The organism is Selenomonas sp. KH1T6, from assembly GCF_900108415.1.
Lineage (GTDB): Bacteria > Bacillota > Negativicutes > Selenomonadales > Selenomonadaceae > Selenomonas_B > Selenomonas_B ruminantium_A.
In genome coordinates, this window is record NZ_FNWN01000001.1 from 303,861 (window position 1) to 319,561 (window position 15,701).

Consider the following 15,701-nt stretch of genomic DNA (forward strand, 5'->3'; position numbering starts at 1 on the left):
TTTTTCAATCAAGCTTTACTGCTCAGCGCATGCGCTCCCACCAGTTATCAAACAGCCTTGGCTGCTCTCCATCCAAGTATGCAGCTTCGCCAATTTCCGGCGTCAACAGCTTATAGCCCTTTCCCTGGCTGGCCTGCATCAATCTCTGATATGGTTCCTGCCAGGGGTGAATGAGAATGCGCCTGCCTCCCAGCTGCATAAAGAAGGTCGAGTGCCCCATCCATATTGCAGCATCACGGGAAAGATCCAGCTCATGCAAATCCGTCTTATGACTGAGCAGGGGCTCCTGAGGAGAAAGCTCTGACTTATCTCCAAAGAGAAATTTAGCCATGGCCACAAAGCGGTTCTCGCCGCTTTCCTCATTCATGACCTGCACCGAAAAGGAAAAACAGGAAGAACCTCAAAAGCAAGGCTTCACCTACCTGGACCAGCTTCAGCAGCATTTGTCGGAAACAGCTGAGCTCATGGATAAGATGATTGCCGGGGACAAAAAAGAAGATCCCCAGCCCAGAACAGCAGGCGATGTGCTGGCCTCACGCGCCCCTGATGACAACTTCAACCCGGAAGAGCACAAGAAATTGGCACATGTAGGAGAGGAAACGCAGCCCGAGTATAAGGACAGCGGCATTTTTGACAAGAAAAAAGACGTAGATGCCCTTTCCGCTGACACCACAGATGTACTGCAAGCCTTGCAGAGTGGATGGGAAACCTACGTCAGAGAGCACGAGCTGATTGATGAGGAAAATATGGTGAAGTTCTAAACATGCAGGAAGATTGAAGGATATTGTCTCCCAATTTTATGTCTTCAGGCCTTGCTATGGCATTCCTCCGCAAAACAGCCTGTCAGGGCAAAATTATGTGCCATGGGGCCGCTGCCGGCTCCTAAATCCAGTCCGGCAGCCAAAGCGCCGGAGATGTATGCTTTGGCCCGCCTTACGGCCTCCTCCATAGTGAAGCCTTTAGCCAGGTTGGAGGCAATGGCCGAGGACAGAGTACAGCCTGTGCCGTGGGTGTTGGGGTTATCAATGCGTTTGCCCTGGAACCATTCAAGCTCTCCCTGGCTGTACAGCAGGTCATTGGCCTCATTTACCGCATGACCACCCTTGAGTAGCACGGATGTGCCGAATTTCTCCCCGATGACTCCGGCAGCCTCTTCCATATCCTGAACTGTCCCAATGTGACCACCGCAGAGCACTTCTGCCTCAGGGATATTGGGAGTCAGTATGGCAGCCAGAGGAAAGAGGTGTGTCGTCAGGGCCTCCACCGCCTCTTCTGCTATGAGCCTTGCCCCGCTGGTGGCCACCATGACGGGGTCCACCACGATGTTTTCCGCCTTGTAAAAGACCAGGCGCTCCGCAATGGCTTCAATCAAAGGCGCAGAAGAAACCATGCCTATCTTCACTGCCTCCGGCCGCAAATCCGTGAAGATGCTGTCCAGCTGCCTGGCCAGGAATTCCGGCGGTACCTCAAAGATACCCTGTACGCCTATAGTATTCTGGGCTGTCAGGGCCGTGATGGCACTCATGGCGAAGACCCCGTTCATGGTCATGGTCTTGATATCCGCCTGGATGCCGGCGCCACCCCCGGAATCGCTGCCAGCTATGGTCAATACTTTTTTCATGGCATCACACCCCCAGTTCTGTCCGCACCGCTGCGCGCAGCGCCCTGGCCGCCACCTCTGCCTCAGGGGCGGCAAAGATGGCGCTCACCACGGCTGCCCCGTGGATGCCGATGCCTGACAGCTTGCCCAGATTTTCCCGCTTGATACCGCCTATGGCCACCACAGGAATTGAAACTGCCGCGCAGATTTCCTTCAGGGTGTCATAGCTCACATCCTCCGCATCCAGCTTGGTGCCGGTGGGAAATACCGCCCCCACTCCCAGATAGTCTGCGCCATCACGTTCTGCCTTGACTGCCTGCTCCACCGTCTGGGCCGAGACCCCCAGCAGCATATCCGGCCCCAGGCGCCGCCGCACCTCAGCGGCAGGTTCATCATGCTGCCCTATATGGACACCTGCAGACTGGCTTTCTATGGCTATTTCCACTTCATCATTGATGATCAGCGGCACCTGATACCTGTCGCAAAGTTCCTTGAGGGAACCTGCCTCCCGCAGAAAACTCTCATGGTTCAGCTCTTTTTCCCTCAGCTGAAGGCAGGTGACGCCTCCCTTCAGGGCCGCTTCTGCCACTTCATAAAGAGTCCTGCCAGCCAGCCAGCTCCTGTCAGTGACGGCATAGAGAGGAAGCCATTCCTTAGCGCATTTCATATTTTGCCCCTTCCTGCAGCTGATCTGCGGTCAGATTGTATACCGCATCGATAAGGTAATTGCGGTAGCTGCTGTTGCCATCCAGCGAAGAAAGACGGCGCTGGGCAATTTCGCCGCAGAGCCCCATTGCAATGACGGCGGCGCAGGTGGCTTCAAAGGGCTGTTCCTGATTGGCTGTCACAAAAGCCGCCAGCAAAGCGGAAAGCATGCAGCCTGTGCCGGTGACCTTGCTCATCAAGGGGTGACCATTGGCAATCAGGCAGGCCTGCTTTCCATCCACGATGATATCTGTTGCACCGGTGATAGCAATCACTGCACCAGTACTGACAGACAGCTTCCTGGCTTCGGCAATGATGCGCTCCAAATTGTCAGCCGTAGCCTGGTCTCTTTCGTCGGCGTCCACCCCCTTGGTACTGCCCGTGCCCACGGCCAGTGTCTTTATCTCGGAGGCATTGCCGCGTATGACGGCCAGTTTCAGCTCCCTTATGAGCTGGCAGGCAGTCTCCGTGCGCAATTTCGAAGCCCCTGCGCCTACAGGGTCCAGCAGCACGGGATGTCCCAGCTCATTGGCCCGTTTACCCGCCAAAAGCATGGAGGGAATGGTGTTCCTGTTCAGGGTACCGATATTGATGTTCAGGCCGCCACAGATGGAGGTGATTTCCTCCACCTCATCCGCATCATCGGACATGATAGGCGAAGCGCCACAGGCCAACAGGATATTGGCACAGTCATTGACCGTGACATAGTTGGTGATGTTGTGTATCAGGGGTGTTTTTTGGCGTACATTGGCAAGAATAAGTTCAAAATCCAGCATGATGATTACCTCCTGTTTCCTTCCATCTTCAAGAAGATTACACACAAAAAAGCTGCAGCGAAACCTGATGCAGGACATTCGTTGCAGCTTTCCCTCCCTACGTTGGCATTATCCAAATCAGGTCAAAGGTCGAAACGCACAGTTTCCTCTCAGCCCGTCTGCGAGCTCCCTTGTATATGCAATTTTCTCAAGGTAATAACAAATCTATCTTACAGCGGAAATTCTATCACATAGACGCCTAAACGTCAACCGTCCTTTATGAGACTTATATTGTGACCGCCGATTCCATGATGCAAGTCAACGACTGATGTATTTCTCTATCCATATAGCCAAATCTTTATAAGATAGTTCTCCAGCTGCTACACCCAAAATGATATTCTCCATTTCGTCGTCTGTACTCTTCAGGTTCAGCCCGTTAGCCAAGAGAAACACTTCCATAGCATGGACAGCCACACGCTTATTTCCATCCACAAAAGCGTGATTTGTCGCAATACCAAAACAAAGCCGAGCGGCCTTTAAGCAAATGCCGGGATATAAGTCTTCGCCAGCAAAAGTTTTATCACTAATCTACTTTCAATAAACTGATAAGGTTATTGATTTCCTTTTCGCGTAAGAATGTAGCATAAGCTGACCTTGCAATTATATAATTATTTTCCTCTATCGAATGATAATGTTTATCTGTTTCCGTAGGAAAACCTGAGCAACCAGTTGTATCAGCTGATAAAGATTCAATATCATTATCAGCCCCTCCAACTACTTCATCAATATACATTCTCTCCTTCTGAATTTTTTCCTTTGTATAACCCCAAAAGGACATATTATGAAGTACTTGAGCCATGATTTCATATATATGCTTCCTAGTATATCTTGTTTCTGCCACACAGTAACCCACGACTTCCTCCCAATCCACCAATGAATAACCATATCCTTTGGCCTTTTCTCCGTACTGTATAACCTCATCCTCAAAAACTAGCTCATGGTAGATAGCATGGTCAACGGTCTTAATACCAATAATAATTCCTCTCTTACCGATTTCTCTTGTTGTTGGTTTCAAAGAAAGGACAGCCTTGTAAAATTCATGCCAAGCAACCTTGTATCCATTTTTTATATTGCTGTATATCTCTCCGTCTATTTCCTCTAACTCCATTATTTTTATCATTGGCTTATCAACTTTAATATAAGCTGACAATAATTTTTTACCATCTATTGATTTTAATATCTGCATTATAGTTTTCATAAATTCATCATAACGCCTTCGAATCAAAATTATTTACATACCTCTATCACGTAACAAAACCTTGAACTTCAAAACATTATACTCATCATGTTCAGTTCAGCCACCACCATATGCAACCAATTTTCCTATATCCTCCATAATTGCCAACAAATCTTGTGCGGCGAAGCATTCTTTTAGCTAGATATTTACAATAACGCTTTGCATTTATAGATGCACCATATAAGATATACCTGTCTTTGTCTTCGTCAAACCAAATTATGGAATATTTGCATCCGGGTATTATATTTCTCTGTAAAGCACATTTCAAGCGGTGTTGAGTTATCCTTGAACGATTGTAACCATTATTACAGCGTGTTTTCTTGGGAAGATCTCCATATTTAGGATGTTTGTTTATCTTTTGCTTCATAGCACAAATTCACCTTACCAAATATCCCATATAGATACATCAACTTGTTGGATTTGCTTACAAACCGTCGAGCTCGTCAAATATCACATCAAGCACACCAAAGGTAGGTTTGAAATCATCCAAGTCTTCCAGCAGCTCCTGCTCAGTCGAGAAGCATCTTAGTGGCTGATAGCAAATCGTGGCAATACTGTTTTGCGCAAAATCTGCAAATGATGCATCAGTCCATTCGGCATCAGAACTAAAGTAAACCGACGGGTCATAAGGGGTATGACATTCAAAGAATTTATTTCCATAAGAACTCACTGCCTCTAAACGCCAAGGGAAAATGTTTATCATACAAACGCCATTAGCTTTGTAAGATACCATGCGCCTATAAGCCCCCCCGCTGGCCAACCAAAAGAATTCCAGTTCCCAAGTATCTACATGGTAATACGTCTGAACGCACCAAAAGTTTGTACTGCGGAAGTAAACATTTTCCAGCAGAAATGACTTTCTTGCATATATTTTGTATGATGATTTTTCAACTATGCTCTCTTTCGAATCATAAGTTTCGCTGATATGTTCACCCGCTTTAGCCATCAGAAAACGATCTTTCCTGTCTTCTGATGGTTTCAGTTTCAGCCATCTCTCAGTGAACTCATCTATATCATCAGTAAGATAGCATGTGGAACCTGTGCAAAAGGAAGGGGCGTTTTCATCCAGGAAGGCAATCTTATACATTTCCTGCTGCCTGATGTTATTATCCTCAGCAAGTTGCGTTACCTTCATTTCTTGCTGGCGCTGATAAAACCAGGCCAACTTGTTCCGCCAGGGCCAAAATTCCACCGGCTTCACACATCTACCATTGATGATGACAGGATTTTCTGCAGGGTTGCCTGTGGGAGATATGCCTTGCAAATACTTATGCCAACGAATCTCATCAAATGTTTCTATGTCGAAGGAATAATCTTCATATAGCTCGTGGTACATGCTTTGTATCAGGCTGATGCCATAATTTCCTCTGTCCCAAAACCATTTTGCCTCACCGTTCTTCACATCATCCAAAGTATCCTGATAATAATGGAACCCCAACATATCGGCCAGTTCTTCTTTATCCAGATGGTAGAGCATATAAGTATAAAGATAGTCCAGATAGTCATCGGCAATCTTCTTTTCAAGCTTAGTCTTGACATGATGATTCATCATGTTCTTTGCCCTTCTGACCATTCTCTGCCTGGTAATCTCGTAGAACCAGCAAGGCCAGTTCTTGCTCATTGTAAACACACCTCCGCATTGGATACTGTTTGACAAATCCTATATATTTTCATTATAAAACAATCTTTGTATAAAAAATTGGGCATTATATACTTTTAATCAATAAAAGGCATCTATCCAATGCAGATAAATGCCTTTTCACATCCGTATTGCCCATTATTGGTGGTTTTGATAAATTTTCTGGGCTACTTTTCTTACTTCGTCCCTTAATCCTTTCGGCTTTGTTATTTCTACGTATTCTCCATAAGACAGTGCCCAAAACTGCATGGCTGTTTTGCTGCACTTTACCTGAATCAGCAATCTTTTGTCCTTATGGCTCCATATTTTGAAATTTTTCCGACCAAACCAGTCAACCACATCCTTCAGGCAATGATCATCTATCCAAAATTCAATATCTTCAGAATCAGAGGGAAACATATGCAGGCTCTCAACCATAGTTTTGGGAGGATCATAGTTTTTGTCTATATTACGCCATTCTTTGATGTGGGCTTTTTCTTCCATGATTTCAGTTATTTTGTCCACTCGATAGGTAGATATATTCTCATGTCCTTCTGTGTTTCCTATCAGATACAGTCGCCCGCCATACAGCGTCATCCGATATGGATTAACCAGATAGCGTTCCATGCGCTTGGGTTCTAATATGATTTCATTCTTGGCATCCAGTGCAATTTGATTGTAAATGAAGCTAATCTTTTTTTTATTAATTATAGCTTCATTGATTACGGACATATTTTTAAGAGTTTCATTGTTATTAGAATAAGGCAGACCACCAATATCGTATGATGTATAGCTGTTCGCCTTATCCCGAAAATCAGAGCTTCCCTTGAAAATAAGCTTTTTTATGAGACTCCTGGCATCAGCATCGGAGAGGGAGCGTATAGACATCACACTGTCTATGAGCAGCCTTAGCTCCCCATTGCTAATATCACGTTCAAGGTAATAACCTGCCCCGCGTTTATCACATTTGACAGTGCAACCGAAAGTATTTTGAAATTCTGGGCTCTGAAATATTCCAATGTGTGTGGCCAGCGTACTGCGGGTACATCTTTCCTGATAATCTTTATCCAGTTTGTCAATTATTTCGCTTTGTGTCATAGGTTTCTTCTTGCTGGCATAGCTGCTCAAAATATCAATAATAAAAATTCCCAGCATACGTTTGTTGCCTGCCATTTTTCTCACCTCTAGTTTCTCAAAGCTTTGTTCGGCCTAGCCGTATTTTCTTTCGACAACAATGATTCAAATCCTGCCTGTTACTTCCAAAAGTTTCTGCCATATCTTCACCATGGCCCAGGTATCCAGTTTGCAATAGGCCAACAAATGAGTGCGCATGGTGTCGATTTCCTCTGCGGTCAGGTTTTTATCCTTTATCATACGGAGAAATAAGGAAGAAGCATCACCACCGTTCTGCACCTCTTCAAGCTTGCTGTAATCCAGGCTGGGATCATCTGGAAAAAGGGCTGGCAGCACTAACTTCAGCGAAGCAGAGCCCTTCATTTCCTTTGTCCAATACCATCTGTAGCCGAAGGGCTTATACAAATCAATCATGTGGTCATGTATATTCATCAGATGGTCAGCATACTGGGGAAACAGCTCAGCCAGTTCCCTTATTCGTCCTCGCTCGAATTTATCGAAGTAGGCCAGTGTGCATACATTCTCAGGAATGGCAGCGCAAAGTTGCTTTGCCAGCTCATTCCTTGGGTCGCTGCCGTCAGCTGGTGCCAGGTATTCCCTATGCTGGGGAACGCCCCGTTCACTATCCAGCCAGTGCAGGGAGAACTGGAAAGGAATCTGCATATAGGGACGGCTATCATCAAACATAGGGATAGCAGGAAAAATGGTCTCAAAATCCAGAAAGTACAGGGGATAGGAAAGCTGATCCAGAAAGGAACCGATACTTTTCAGATCCAGCTTCTCTTTTATTTCCATTGGCGGCCGGATATCTCCAGCGGAGCAGCAACTCCAGTATTCGCAAGTATATGGGTTATAGCAATGCTGGCCTGTGGCTTTTTCAGGTTCAGCTTCCTGCTTCATATATTCATTCAACATGGCAATCCTGTCCCGTACTTTCAAGTGCTTGAGCGCCGTCTGTTCTGTTACATCAGCAATGTAAAAAAGCTCCTGCCGATCAAGCTCTCCATGCCGCACATAAGACCTGCGCAGATGGATAATGGCAGACTTTTTCACCTCATAACCAGCCAGGGTGAGAACATACCGCTGGAAAGCAATTTCTTCCAGATATGACTGCTTTACCCCCGTGCTGCGCTTTATGCAGTATATTTCCACTTGGTCATTGCCAAGATTCTTCACTAAGTCCACCTTACAGGACAAGTCCTGGCCGCTGAACACACCCTCAACAATCACAGTATGGCCGTCCTGAATGAGCAGCCGCGTTTCTTCCACCAGCCTGGCAAAATCATCCGTGTCCACAGACACTTGTTTATAAGCACCGAAGATTTTCCTTGCCAGGACGTATACATCATCATCCGTCTGGCATTCTCCCCCGGCCCCCACAGGAATACAGGGCTGGTGCACTGACAGCCACAGCCTTTTGGGGCACTGGACACCCTTCATGTATTTGGTTTTTGATAAGTGCAGCATAGTCTTTCCTCCAACATGCATAACATCACTCAAAATCAGAGGCAATCAGCATCGTCCTGACTTTCTCACCCATTTCATTGTCAATGACAGTACCGAAGAAGATGTCCGTGTCCTCGTTCTGTGTCTGCTTGCGCAAGTAATCCATGGCCTCCTGGACGGCAATGAGTTCCAGATTTTCACCGGCTGTCACGTTGAAGATAATGGCTTTAGCACCTTTCAGGCTGCGGTTAAAGAAGGGGCTGTTGATGGTTTTCTGCACTGCTTCGATGACAGAACCGGTTTCGCTTTCGCCAATGCCCAGAATGGCATCGGATTTGTTGCTGCTGCGAAGCATGGTGCGAATATCTGCAAAGTCGGTATTGATATCTCCAATGTCCAAAATCAGCTCGAAAATCAGCTGGATACCCTGACGGAGAACGCTGTCCGCCTGGCGGAAAGCCGCCTCGATACTCATCTTCACAATAGTTGGGGTCAGGAGGCGGTCATTTTCTATGACGATGAGGGCATCCAGATTATCCTTGATTTTTGCCAGCCCTTCCGCGGCAGTCCGCTGGCGCTTGCCTCCCTCAAAAGAGAAGGGCAGGGTGACTATGCCCACACAGAGAATGCCCATTTCCTTGATGATTTCCGCAATGACAGGCAGTGCCCCGGTGCCTGCACCCCCGCCCAGACCTGCTGTAAGGAACACGATGTCCGTTTCCCGCAGGGCCTCCCTGATGGCTTCGCTGTCTTCCCTGGCTGCCCGCTCCCCCAGTTCCGAATTGCCTCCGGTGCCATAATCATTGGTGACAGCCTTGCCTATCTGGATGGTCCTGGCCCCGTATTTCTGAGCATCGCGCAGGGATCTGGCAGCTGTGTCGATGGCTATCAGTTCAAGATTGGTGACACTATCCTCCACCAGCCTTTCCAAAGCACTGATTCCCCCGCCGCCGGCGCCGATGATTTTCACTCTGATCTCAGGTGACTGAATTTCTGCCTTTCTGTCCATGATTCTGCCCATGACTCTACCCCCGATTATCTAAATGATGTTTGGTCTGCTTCTATATCTCCATTATAGGGGGAGGTATGTCTAAAAAATTGCACATAGCAAAATTTTATTCATCAAAATAAAAAATTTTGCCCCTGGCTTTGAAGGGCAGGTGATTTCCTCTGGGTATAAGGAAGGCATGCTCCCTTTTAATAGTGAGGCTCGATTCTATATATCCATCACTTATACCAAAAACTGTGTTCTGCAGCTATTTCAGGAAAACTTCGCTGTATGCTTTCTTCCGTAGCTCCTTGGTTGGCTACAAGCCAGCTTTTGAAGTTTTTCACCAGTTCAGTCACATCCTGCACGGCACTCAGACGACCATTGGCAACGGTGATTTCTATGACAGCATCATATTTTGTGAGGATATTATTGTGTCTACCATGTCCCAATAGGAACTTGCCATTCAGATATTCTAGGCAGTTGCACATGATGTTTTCATAATGCATGACCAAAGGTTCCCGGCAGACCTCCTTCGGCTTCACCCGCAGAAAGTCCGTGTATACAGACCTGTCATAACCCGCATGTAGGAATACATCCTTCAAGCAACAACCGAATTCCTGGAGAGAGAACACCTCCGTCACGCCCTTCCAGCGCCACTTCTCCACTGCCCGTTCTTTAGGGCAGGTGTTCTTTTCCGGGAACCAGGTCATAAGATACTTATCCAGAAAGCTATTGGTGCTGCTGTTCCAAACATCAGTCCAGACTGTCCATGGGACGGTAATACGTTCCTGACACAGGCCTTCCGTGCCAAAGATAAAGTCATAGGGTTCTCCGTGAATGATGATGACTGTCTGTAAAGGGAAAACGGGAAGTTTTTGGGGCTGAGAAATCTTTTGTCCTTTGTCCAAGCGAATATACTCGCCACTGTCGATGAATTTCATATCTGTGCTCCTTTGATGAAAAATTTAATGATACGGCTAAAAAGAAATTATATTATTATCTTAGCAAAAGGAATGTATAATTTTGGGGACAGCCTCGCATTGGCGATATACTATTAAATGCATTTTTCTGTATCGCTGCATCCTTTACATTTCTACAATATTCATCGGAAAACTTTACATGTTCACGATTATGGAATCTTTGTCACTTCTACTGGCATTATCTTTCTATACCTAAATATAAAATCTAAAATTTCAGCACGAGACAAACAAATAATATTATTGTTTGCAGTCCCCTTGTAATTTTCAGATGTTGCCCTTTCTATCTCCATTATAGGGGTAGATATGTCTAAAAAATTGCACATAGCAAAATTTTATTCATCAAAATAAAAAATTTTGCCCCTGGCCTTGAAGGGCAGGTGATTTCCTCTGGGGATAAGGAAGGCATGCTCCTTTTTGCCAGTGAGGTTCGACTCTACATATCCGTCTGTAATGATGAGAATGGGAGCATCTTTTGGAAAATCCTTAGCATTCTGCAGGAGATTGATTCCTGGCTGCAGGATGGTGCCGCCCCGACCCTTGACTTCCACCCTTCCGGCAATATCTTCCGGGGCCAGGTAACCAGCATCATAGGCCTCGGCATCACAGAATACTACTCTGGCAAAGGGCACCTCCTTGGCAGCGGCATAGCTGGCAATGGCTCCCAGGGCGTAGCCGATGAGGCGGGCGCTCATGGAGCCGGATGTATCCAGGACCACGCCAAAAGTGCGGCTGTACTCGGGAAATTCCCCCAGGACATAGCGGGGCCGGGGAATTTCCGGGGTACTGCCCTGCCTGCGGCTGGGACGGGCATAGGTGCGCCGCCGCTCTAGTGGCGCGAAGTGGAGGTCAAACCAACGGCCCAGTTCCACATTCCAGGGAATGGGCGGCATGGCAAGAGATCTGATTTCTTCAATCAGTCCGGCAGGAACATATCCCCGGCCTCCCTCTGTATGGTACTCCAGCCCCTGCTGCAAAGCGCTGCGGAAAAAATCATCCAGAGAAGCAGCCGCGCCAAACCTGCGGCTGCCTCCCATCATATCCCCTTTGCCATAGCCACGGAAGGTGGGGAGTTTACTGTACCTGCGCAGTTCTTTCACTATCTCATCGTAGATTTCCTCGGCAGACTTGCCTTTCAGGTTCTCATCGTAAAGTCCCCCGGAGGCAGGAAACTGCCCCACCTGCATTTCTATCAGCCAGCCATTGATTACAAAGTCACAGGCCACATTCCAAAGATAAGGATTCCGTCCCTGACAGCGGTGGTAGTGCCCCAGCCCCGCATGGAGGTATTCATGGGCCAGAACGAATTTCAGTTCCTCATCCGAAAGCCCCGCAGCGGGATTCACGTAGATTTCCGCCACTTCTACATTAACGGCAGCTTCGGATATTTCATTCCTGATGCAGAAACGATTGTCCTCCACAATCTTGAAACCTGAAGCCAGCCCTCCCAGCAGGGGATAGTGGTTTATGAACCAGGCGGCAGCTTTTCTGGCAGGTGTTTCCTCATTTTTGTCAGTGAGGGTAATGCCACCTGCCTCCCCTACGGCGCTGGTCACAGCTTCGGCCAAAGTGCGGGCAAAGGCTTTGCTGTAAGGGTTCTCCTCTACATTGCCAGCGGCATTCTTTGCTTGCTCATATACTGCAGGCTTTTCCAGTCCCTGCATATCCATCACATTACGGGAAGCAGTTCCGAAGCGGTATTCGCCGGGAGGATGTTCATTTTCCAACAGGTAGTTGTAAATACGAATTTCGTCTGCCAAAGGGCCGTGGTAAGCGTCCAGAGAAACATAGCGCAGTGGACTGCCGAATTTGATGTCTGCCAGAAATTTGGTGACATAGATATCACATGCCTCATTCCAAAGCCGGATGTCGCAGGAGGCCCTCCATGTCCTGGAGCCGTCTGCAGCAAACTCTTCATAGCCCGGCATATGTTCAGCATCAAAATGGCCGAAAGCCAGATGCATGATGGCATGAGCCATGGCATAGGCCCATTCGCCGGGAGGCAGCAGGAGATTTTTGTTCAGATAGATACGGCCATGCCAAGGGTTGGAATAACGCCAAGAATAGTAGGAGGATTTGCCCCTGCCGTAGCTGACTATGGCGGCAGTACATTTATCAAAGGAACGAAGTTCCACATCAAAGCTGGCACGTTCCCAAAAGCTGCCAAAGATACTGGCACTCTTGATGATGGCTATACCCTCGCGAATGGCTTTTTCCTGTGGGGATAGCTTGTTTGACCTCTTGCCTTTCATGACGGCCTCCCCTCAATCAGTCACAAGCCGGGGCATATCCCTGACAATCTCAATCATGAACCACTCCGGCAAGGTCTTGCCCTCATCAGCCGAAACCACCATCTGGGCCAGTTCGTAATTGATCTGGGCCAGCTGTTTGAGCATGGCTTCGGCCCGATGGGTGAGGTACTGAGCCTCCTGGTTCAACTTCTGCTTTTCCCGGGGCAGGTCATGAAGAAGTCTCGCCCGGAAGGACTGAGCTACGAAATAGAGCACATCCCTGTCCTCAGGACTAGCGGGCCAGTTCTTATCCCCCTTGATGATTTCATTCAGCAGATGCTTGTTGCCTGCATTCTTGGTGAAAGCCAGGAACATTCCCGCATGACCGGGGGTAAGACAACCATAAGCCAGTACCCGCAAGGTAGCTATAGAAACGTCCTGGCCGTCCTCTCCCACATGGTATTCTTTCAGCGCATCGGAAAGCATGTGCCAGGAACGGGGCGTGGAGTAAGGTTCCTCTGTCTTGGGAGGCTCGGAGAAAAGATGGTCAGGCCGCTGGGTGATGTAGTCAATAACCCAGGGGTGAAGCTCATTTTCATAGGCCCAATTCAGCCATTCCCTGGCATTGGCCACCAGCTGCACATGGAACATGCGGTTGATGAGGGCTGAAGACATGGTCTTCACGATAGCCCCATCCTGGGTGCGGTTTCCCGCGCCGATGACCACACTGCCCTCAGGCAGATGATACTCCCCCACCCTGCGCTCATGGATAAGGCTATAAAAAGCCTTCTGTACCTCCTGGGAACAGGCATTCAGCTCATCCAGGAAAAGCACATAAGGCTCGGTGCGGGCTATCATCTTGGGTGGCAGGAACTCGGAGGTATTGCCCCGGATCTGGGGAATGCCGATGATGTCCTCCGGGGCCAGCTGGCTGCCCAACAGCGACACGCAAGGCATTCCCACCTCATCGGCAAACTTCTGCACCAGCGCAGACTTGCCAATTCCCGGCGCCCCCCAGATAAAGACGGGCCGGGTAGGTGCTAGGTTCAACAGTAGTTCAAAAAGTTCGGTCTGGGTCAGGGTAAAGGGTAGGTTCATGGCTTTCCTCCTTGAAAGTGTTCGGTAGCTATCTTATGTCCTTAACAGAGATTCTTAACATATTAAGGTATAGGCAGGATTTTAGGATTCAGCTTTGCTACCCTAACTAAGGACATTGCAGATAAACCATTTTTACAATAAATAGGAGCATATCCTGCTTCCAATGCTGAATAAATCTTTCTCTCATCATCCCTAATTCCAATAGCCAAAACGGCGTGTTCTTCTCCCAGAAAATAGCATGTTCCACATATTATACAATATTTGTTGTTTTCAAGAAATAAGCAAATAGACGATTTACCACCTGGAAGTGTTCTAAAATGTGCTATACCCTCAAAGAAAAAATCAACAGGTAGTCTCGTAACAGAGTATACTCGGCCATCTTTAAAGATATTATTCAACTGATCATTCTCTGTATAATCATCTGCTTTATAGAAATCATCCGGCGCATGACGGGTGAGTTTATAAAACGACCTAGACAAAAATGGAATTTCCAGCCATGCATTACGTGTTTTAAAAATTATAATAAACCAAAAATCTTCACGCATAGCAAGATTACGGAATTCATCCGAATAATGAGAGAAGATATTCTCATCCCATTTATCAGTGATGAGAATCACGTGTTTGTTGTGACCACGTGGATATTGATTCAACGATATCACACACCACTTCTTGATATAGTCCAAGACCTCTTTCAGTGTCATTTCATTAAGGCAAGATGCCCACAACGTATCAGAAATACCGCTTGGTTGCCCCCAAGGATAGGTGTTTATGTTGCTATATTTCCCTCCCAATCCTCCTTTAATCCATCCTTCATAGTCGCCAGCTAATGCATTTATGATATCACTCAAGAGTTCATCCACACGCTCATCATCTAATTTAATAGACTCCATTTTTGATTCTTTATTATCGTTACTAATTTTTGGCACATATTCCTTCCAAACCTTAATAGCGCGTCGTTCTTCGGCCCAATATCCAATTTTTACAATCATGTGATGTCTCTCCTTCAAAATCTTATGTAAATTAGAGAATAATATACTATTTCAGTTATATTTCTTATCTAAATGGTACCTGGTCTACCTCTATATCTACATTATAGGGGTAGGCATGTCTAAAAAATTGTACATAGAAAAATTTTATTCATCAAACTATAAAATTTTGCTCCTAGTCTTGAAGGGCAGGTGGTTTCCTCTGGAAATAAGGAAGGGTAAGCAACGAAGGTCAGATTGTCAATAATACACCAGCTTCGCAAGACGACAAAGTCCCAGTCCGTATTCCCCAAAGATAACAGACTGCTGAAAATGCTCTACCTTGCCATGATGGACATAACGAAGAAATGGACAAGCCACCGCCAGGATTTGAGCATTATCCATGCCCAACTGCCCGTCTATTTTGTGGATAGGCTTCCGAAATAAAAAAATCTGCACGTTCAAGGATTTCTTGACGTGCAGATAGAAATATGTTTGGTATTAGCGACAAGGACTTAAGCATCTTATCTTAATAACTCAAACTTCGCACAAGAGAAACAGGCCAGCACCTATGTGCGGTGTAGAGCCATGACTCCTAGAAAGTCTGCCTCATGCACAGCTTTTCAAACACTTGTTCCATAAATTCGGCAGATTTTCCAAGAACAAATCGAGCATCATGTCCAGTTCCTTTTCCATAAAAAACGTCTTTCCCTTTACCGTAGCAATAAGTTCTTTCAAGAGCAACACCAAGGCATCGAGATAACGCAGATCCTGCAATTCGTCATAAGCGAGATAGAATAGCTCACCTATGCTCCGTTTATCGACATTCCGGCGCTGCTCTAGTGACAACATCATATACCTTGCAAATACAACGGATACATGTG

The 15,701-nt window shown here is 46.8% G+C and carries 16 protein-coding genes, 1 pseudogene and 1 riboswitch; of the genes and pseudogenes, 1 reads left to right on the forward strand and 16 read right to left on the reverse strand.

Translation table 11 applies throughout. The features are described from left to right. Window positions 1–22 precede the first annotated feature (22 nt). Window positions 23–367 carry a hypothetical protein gene (locus BLW59_RS17620; protein WP_175463323.1) on the reverse strand — a complete coding sequence of 115 codons (345 nt, stop codon included), beginning with the start codon at window positions 365–367 and terminating at the stop codon, window positions 23–25. Here BLW59_RS17620 and BLW59_RS01430 point away from each other — a divergent pair. Continuing rightward, the gene (locus tag BLW59_RS01430) at window positions 330–761 is read left to right on the forward strand and encodes a hypothetical protein (RefSeq protein WP_175463324.1); all 432 of its coding nucleotides are present in this window, start codon (window positions 330–332) and stop codon (window positions 759–761) included. The genes BLW59_RS17620 and BLW59_RS01430 overlap by 38 nt on opposite strands. A gap of 44 nt (window positions 762–805) precedes the next feature. Here BLW59_RS01430 and thiD read toward each other — a convergent pair whose 3' ends face one another. The 15 genes and pseudogenes from thiD to BLW59_RS17630 all read right to left on the reverse strand — a co-directional run. Next, complete coding sequence (gene thiD, locus BLW59_RS01435) at window positions 806–1,621, reverse strand: bifunctional hydroxymethylpyrimidine kinase/phosphomethylpyrimidine kinase (RefSeq protein ID WP_074695500.1); 816 nt, start codon at window positions 1,619–1,621, stop codon at window positions 806–808. 4 nt (window positions 1,622–1,625) lie between these two features. Then, the gene (thiE, locus tag BLW59_RS01440; RefSeq protein ID WP_074695502.1) at window positions 1,626–2,267 is read right to left on the reverse strand and encodes a thiamine phosphate synthase; all 642 of its coding nucleotides are present in this window, start codon (window positions 2,265–2,267) and stop codon (window positions 1,626–1,628) included. After that, window positions 2,254–3,081 carry a hydroxyethylthiazole kinase gene (thiM, locus tag BLW59_RS01445; protein WP_029544292.1) on the reverse strand — a complete coding sequence of 276 codons (828 nt, stop codon included), beginning with the start codon at window positions 3,079–3,081 and terminating at the stop codon, window positions 2,254–2,256. The genes thiE and thiM overlap by 14 nt, the downstream gene beginning before the upstream one ends. Window positions 3,082–3,158: 77 nt before the next feature. Beyond that, window positions 3,159–3,263: riboswitch (TPP riboswitch) on the reverse strand. A 115-nt stretch (window positions 3,264–3,378) separates the two neighbouring features. After that, window positions 3,379–3,648, reverse strand: a complete 270-nt coding sequence (locus BLW59_RS01450) for a type II toxin-antitoxin system death-on-curing family toxin (RefSeq protein ID WP_074695504.1) — start codon at window positions 3,646–3,648, stop codon at window positions 3,379–3,381. After that, the gene (locus BLW59_RS01455) at window positions 3,644–4,318 is read right to left on the reverse strand and encodes a DUF6557 family protein (RefSeq protein ID WP_139283493.1); all 675 of its coding nucleotides are present in this window, start codon (window positions 4,316–4,318) and stop codon (window positions 3,644–3,646) included. The genes BLW59_RS01450 and BLW59_RS01455 overlap by 5 nt, the downstream gene beginning before the upstream one ends. A gap of 463 nt (window positions 4,319–4,781) precedes the next feature. After that, a complete protein-coding gene (locus BLW59_RS01460) occupies window positions 4,782–5,978 on the reverse strand; it encodes a hypothetical protein (RefSeq protein ID WP_074695508.1) in 1,197 nt (398 codons plus the stop codon). Between the two features lie 156 nt (window positions 5,979–6,134). After that, window positions 6,135–7,148 carry a helix-turn-helix transcriptional regulator gene (locus BLW59_RS01465; protein ID WP_074695510.1) on the reverse strand — a complete coding sequence of 338 codons (1,014 nt, stop codon included), beginning with the start codon at window positions 7,146–7,148 and terminating at the stop codon, window positions 6,135–6,137. A 66-nt stretch (window positions 7,149–7,214) separates the two neighbouring features. Then, the gene (locus BLW59_RS01470; RefSeq protein WP_175463325.1) at window positions 7,215–8,576 is read right to left on the reverse strand and encodes a DUF2779 domain-containing protein; all 1,362 of its coding nucleotides are present in this window, start codon (window positions 8,574–8,576) and stop codon (window positions 7,215–7,217) included. Window positions 8,577–8,601: 25 nt separating this feature from the next. Then, entirely contained in the window at window positions 8,602–9,576 is a 975-nt protein-coding gene (locus tag BLW59_RS01475) for a cell division protein FtsZ (RefSeq protein ID WP_074695512.1), read from the reverse strand. 206 nt (window positions 9,577–9,782) lie between these two features. Further along, a complete protein-coding gene (locus BLW59_RS01480; RefSeq protein WP_074695514.1) occupies window positions 9,783–10,487 on the reverse strand; it encodes a hypothetical protein in 705 nt (234 codons plus the stop codon). Window positions 10,488–10,858: 371 nt separating this feature from the next. Beyond that, window positions 10,859–12,775 (reverse strand): DUF2201 family putative metallopeptidase, encoded by a 1,917-nt coding sequence (locus BLW59_RS01485; RefSeq protein ID WP_081348320.1) that lies wholly within the window; start codon window positions 12,773–12,775, stop codon window positions 10,859–10,861. 12 nt (window positions 12,776–12,787) lie between these two features. After that, entirely contained in the window at window positions 12,788–13,852 is a 1,065-nt protein-coding gene (locus BLW59_RS01490) for an AAA family ATPase (protein WP_074695516.1), read from the reverse strand. A gap of 62 nt (window positions 13,853–13,914) precedes the next feature. After that, entirely contained in the window at window positions 13,915–14,841 is a 927-nt protein-coding gene (locus BLW59_RS01495; RefSeq protein ID WP_074695518.1) for a hypothetical protein, read from the reverse strand. Between the two features lie 237 nt (window positions 14,842–15,078). Next, window positions 15,079–15,222: a hypothetical protein gene (locus BLW59_RS17625; RefSeq protein ID WP_175463326.1), complete on the reverse strand. Its 144-nt coding sequence runs from the start codon at window positions 15,220–15,222 to the stop codon at window positions 15,079–15,081. 204 nt (window positions 15,223–15,426) lie between these two features. Continuing rightward, a pseudogene (locus tag BLW59_RS17630) lies at window positions 15,427–15,701 on the reverse strand (transposase); the annotation flags it as partial.

Coding starts and splice junctions, on each gene's coding strand:
- BLW59_RS01455 (WP_139283493.1), bottom strand. CDS start 4,318: ATGAAAACTATAATGCAGATATTAAAATCAATAGATGGTAAAAAATTA.
- BLW59_RS01475 (WP_074695512.1), bottom strand. CDS start 9,576: ATGGGCAGAATCATGGACAGAAAGGCAGAAATTCAGTCACCTGAGATC.
- BLW59_RS01430 (WP_175463324.1), top strand. CDS start 330: ATGGCCACAAAGCGGTTCTCGCCGCTTTCCTCATTCATGACCTGCACC.
- BLW59_RS17620 (WP_175463323.1), bottom strand. CDS start 367: ATGAATGAGGAAAGCGGCGAGAACCGCTTTGTGGCCATGGCTAAATTT.
- BLW59_RS01480 (WP_074695514.1), bottom strand. CDS start 10,487: ATGAAATTCATCGACAGTGGCGAGTATATTCGCTTGGACAAAGGACAA.
- BLW59_RS01490 (WP_074695516.1), bottom strand. CDS start 13,852: ATGAACCTACCCTTTACCCTGACCCAGACCGAACTTTTTGAACTACTG.
- BLW59_RS01485 (WP_081348320.1), bottom strand. CDS start 12,775: ATGAAAGGCAAGAGGTCAAACAAGCTATCCCCACAGGAAAAAGCCATT.
- BLW59_RS01465 (WP_074695510.1), bottom strand. CDS start 7,148: ATGGCAGGCAACAAACGTATGCTGGGAATTTTTATTATTGATATTTTG.
- thiM (WP_029544292.1), bottom strand. CDS start 3,081: ATGCTGGATTTTGAACTTATTCTTGCCAATGTACGCCAAAAAACACCC.
- BLW59_RS17625 (WP_175463326.1), bottom strand. CDS start 15,222: ATGGATAATGCTCAAATCCTGGCGGTGGCTTGTCCATTTCTTCGTTAT.
- thiD (WP_074695500.1), bottom strand. CDS start 1,621: ATGAAAAAAGTATTGACCATAGCTGGCAGCGATTCCGGGGGTGGCGCC.
- BLW59_RS01495 (WP_074695518.1), bottom strand. CDS start 14,841: ATGATTGTAAAAATTGGATATTGGGCCGAAGAACGACGCGCTATTAAG.
- BLW59_RS01470 (WP_175463325.1), bottom strand. CDS start 8,576: ATGCTGCACTTATCAAAAACCAAATACATGAAGGGTGTCCAGTGCCCC.
- BLW59_RS01460 (WP_074695508.1), bottom strand. CDS start 5,978: ATGAGCAAGAACTGGCCTTGCTGGTTCTACGAGATTACCAGGCAGAGA.
- thiE (WP_074695502.1), bottom strand. CDS start 2,267: ATGAAATGCGCTAAGGAATGGCTTCCTCTCTATGCCGTCACTGACAGG.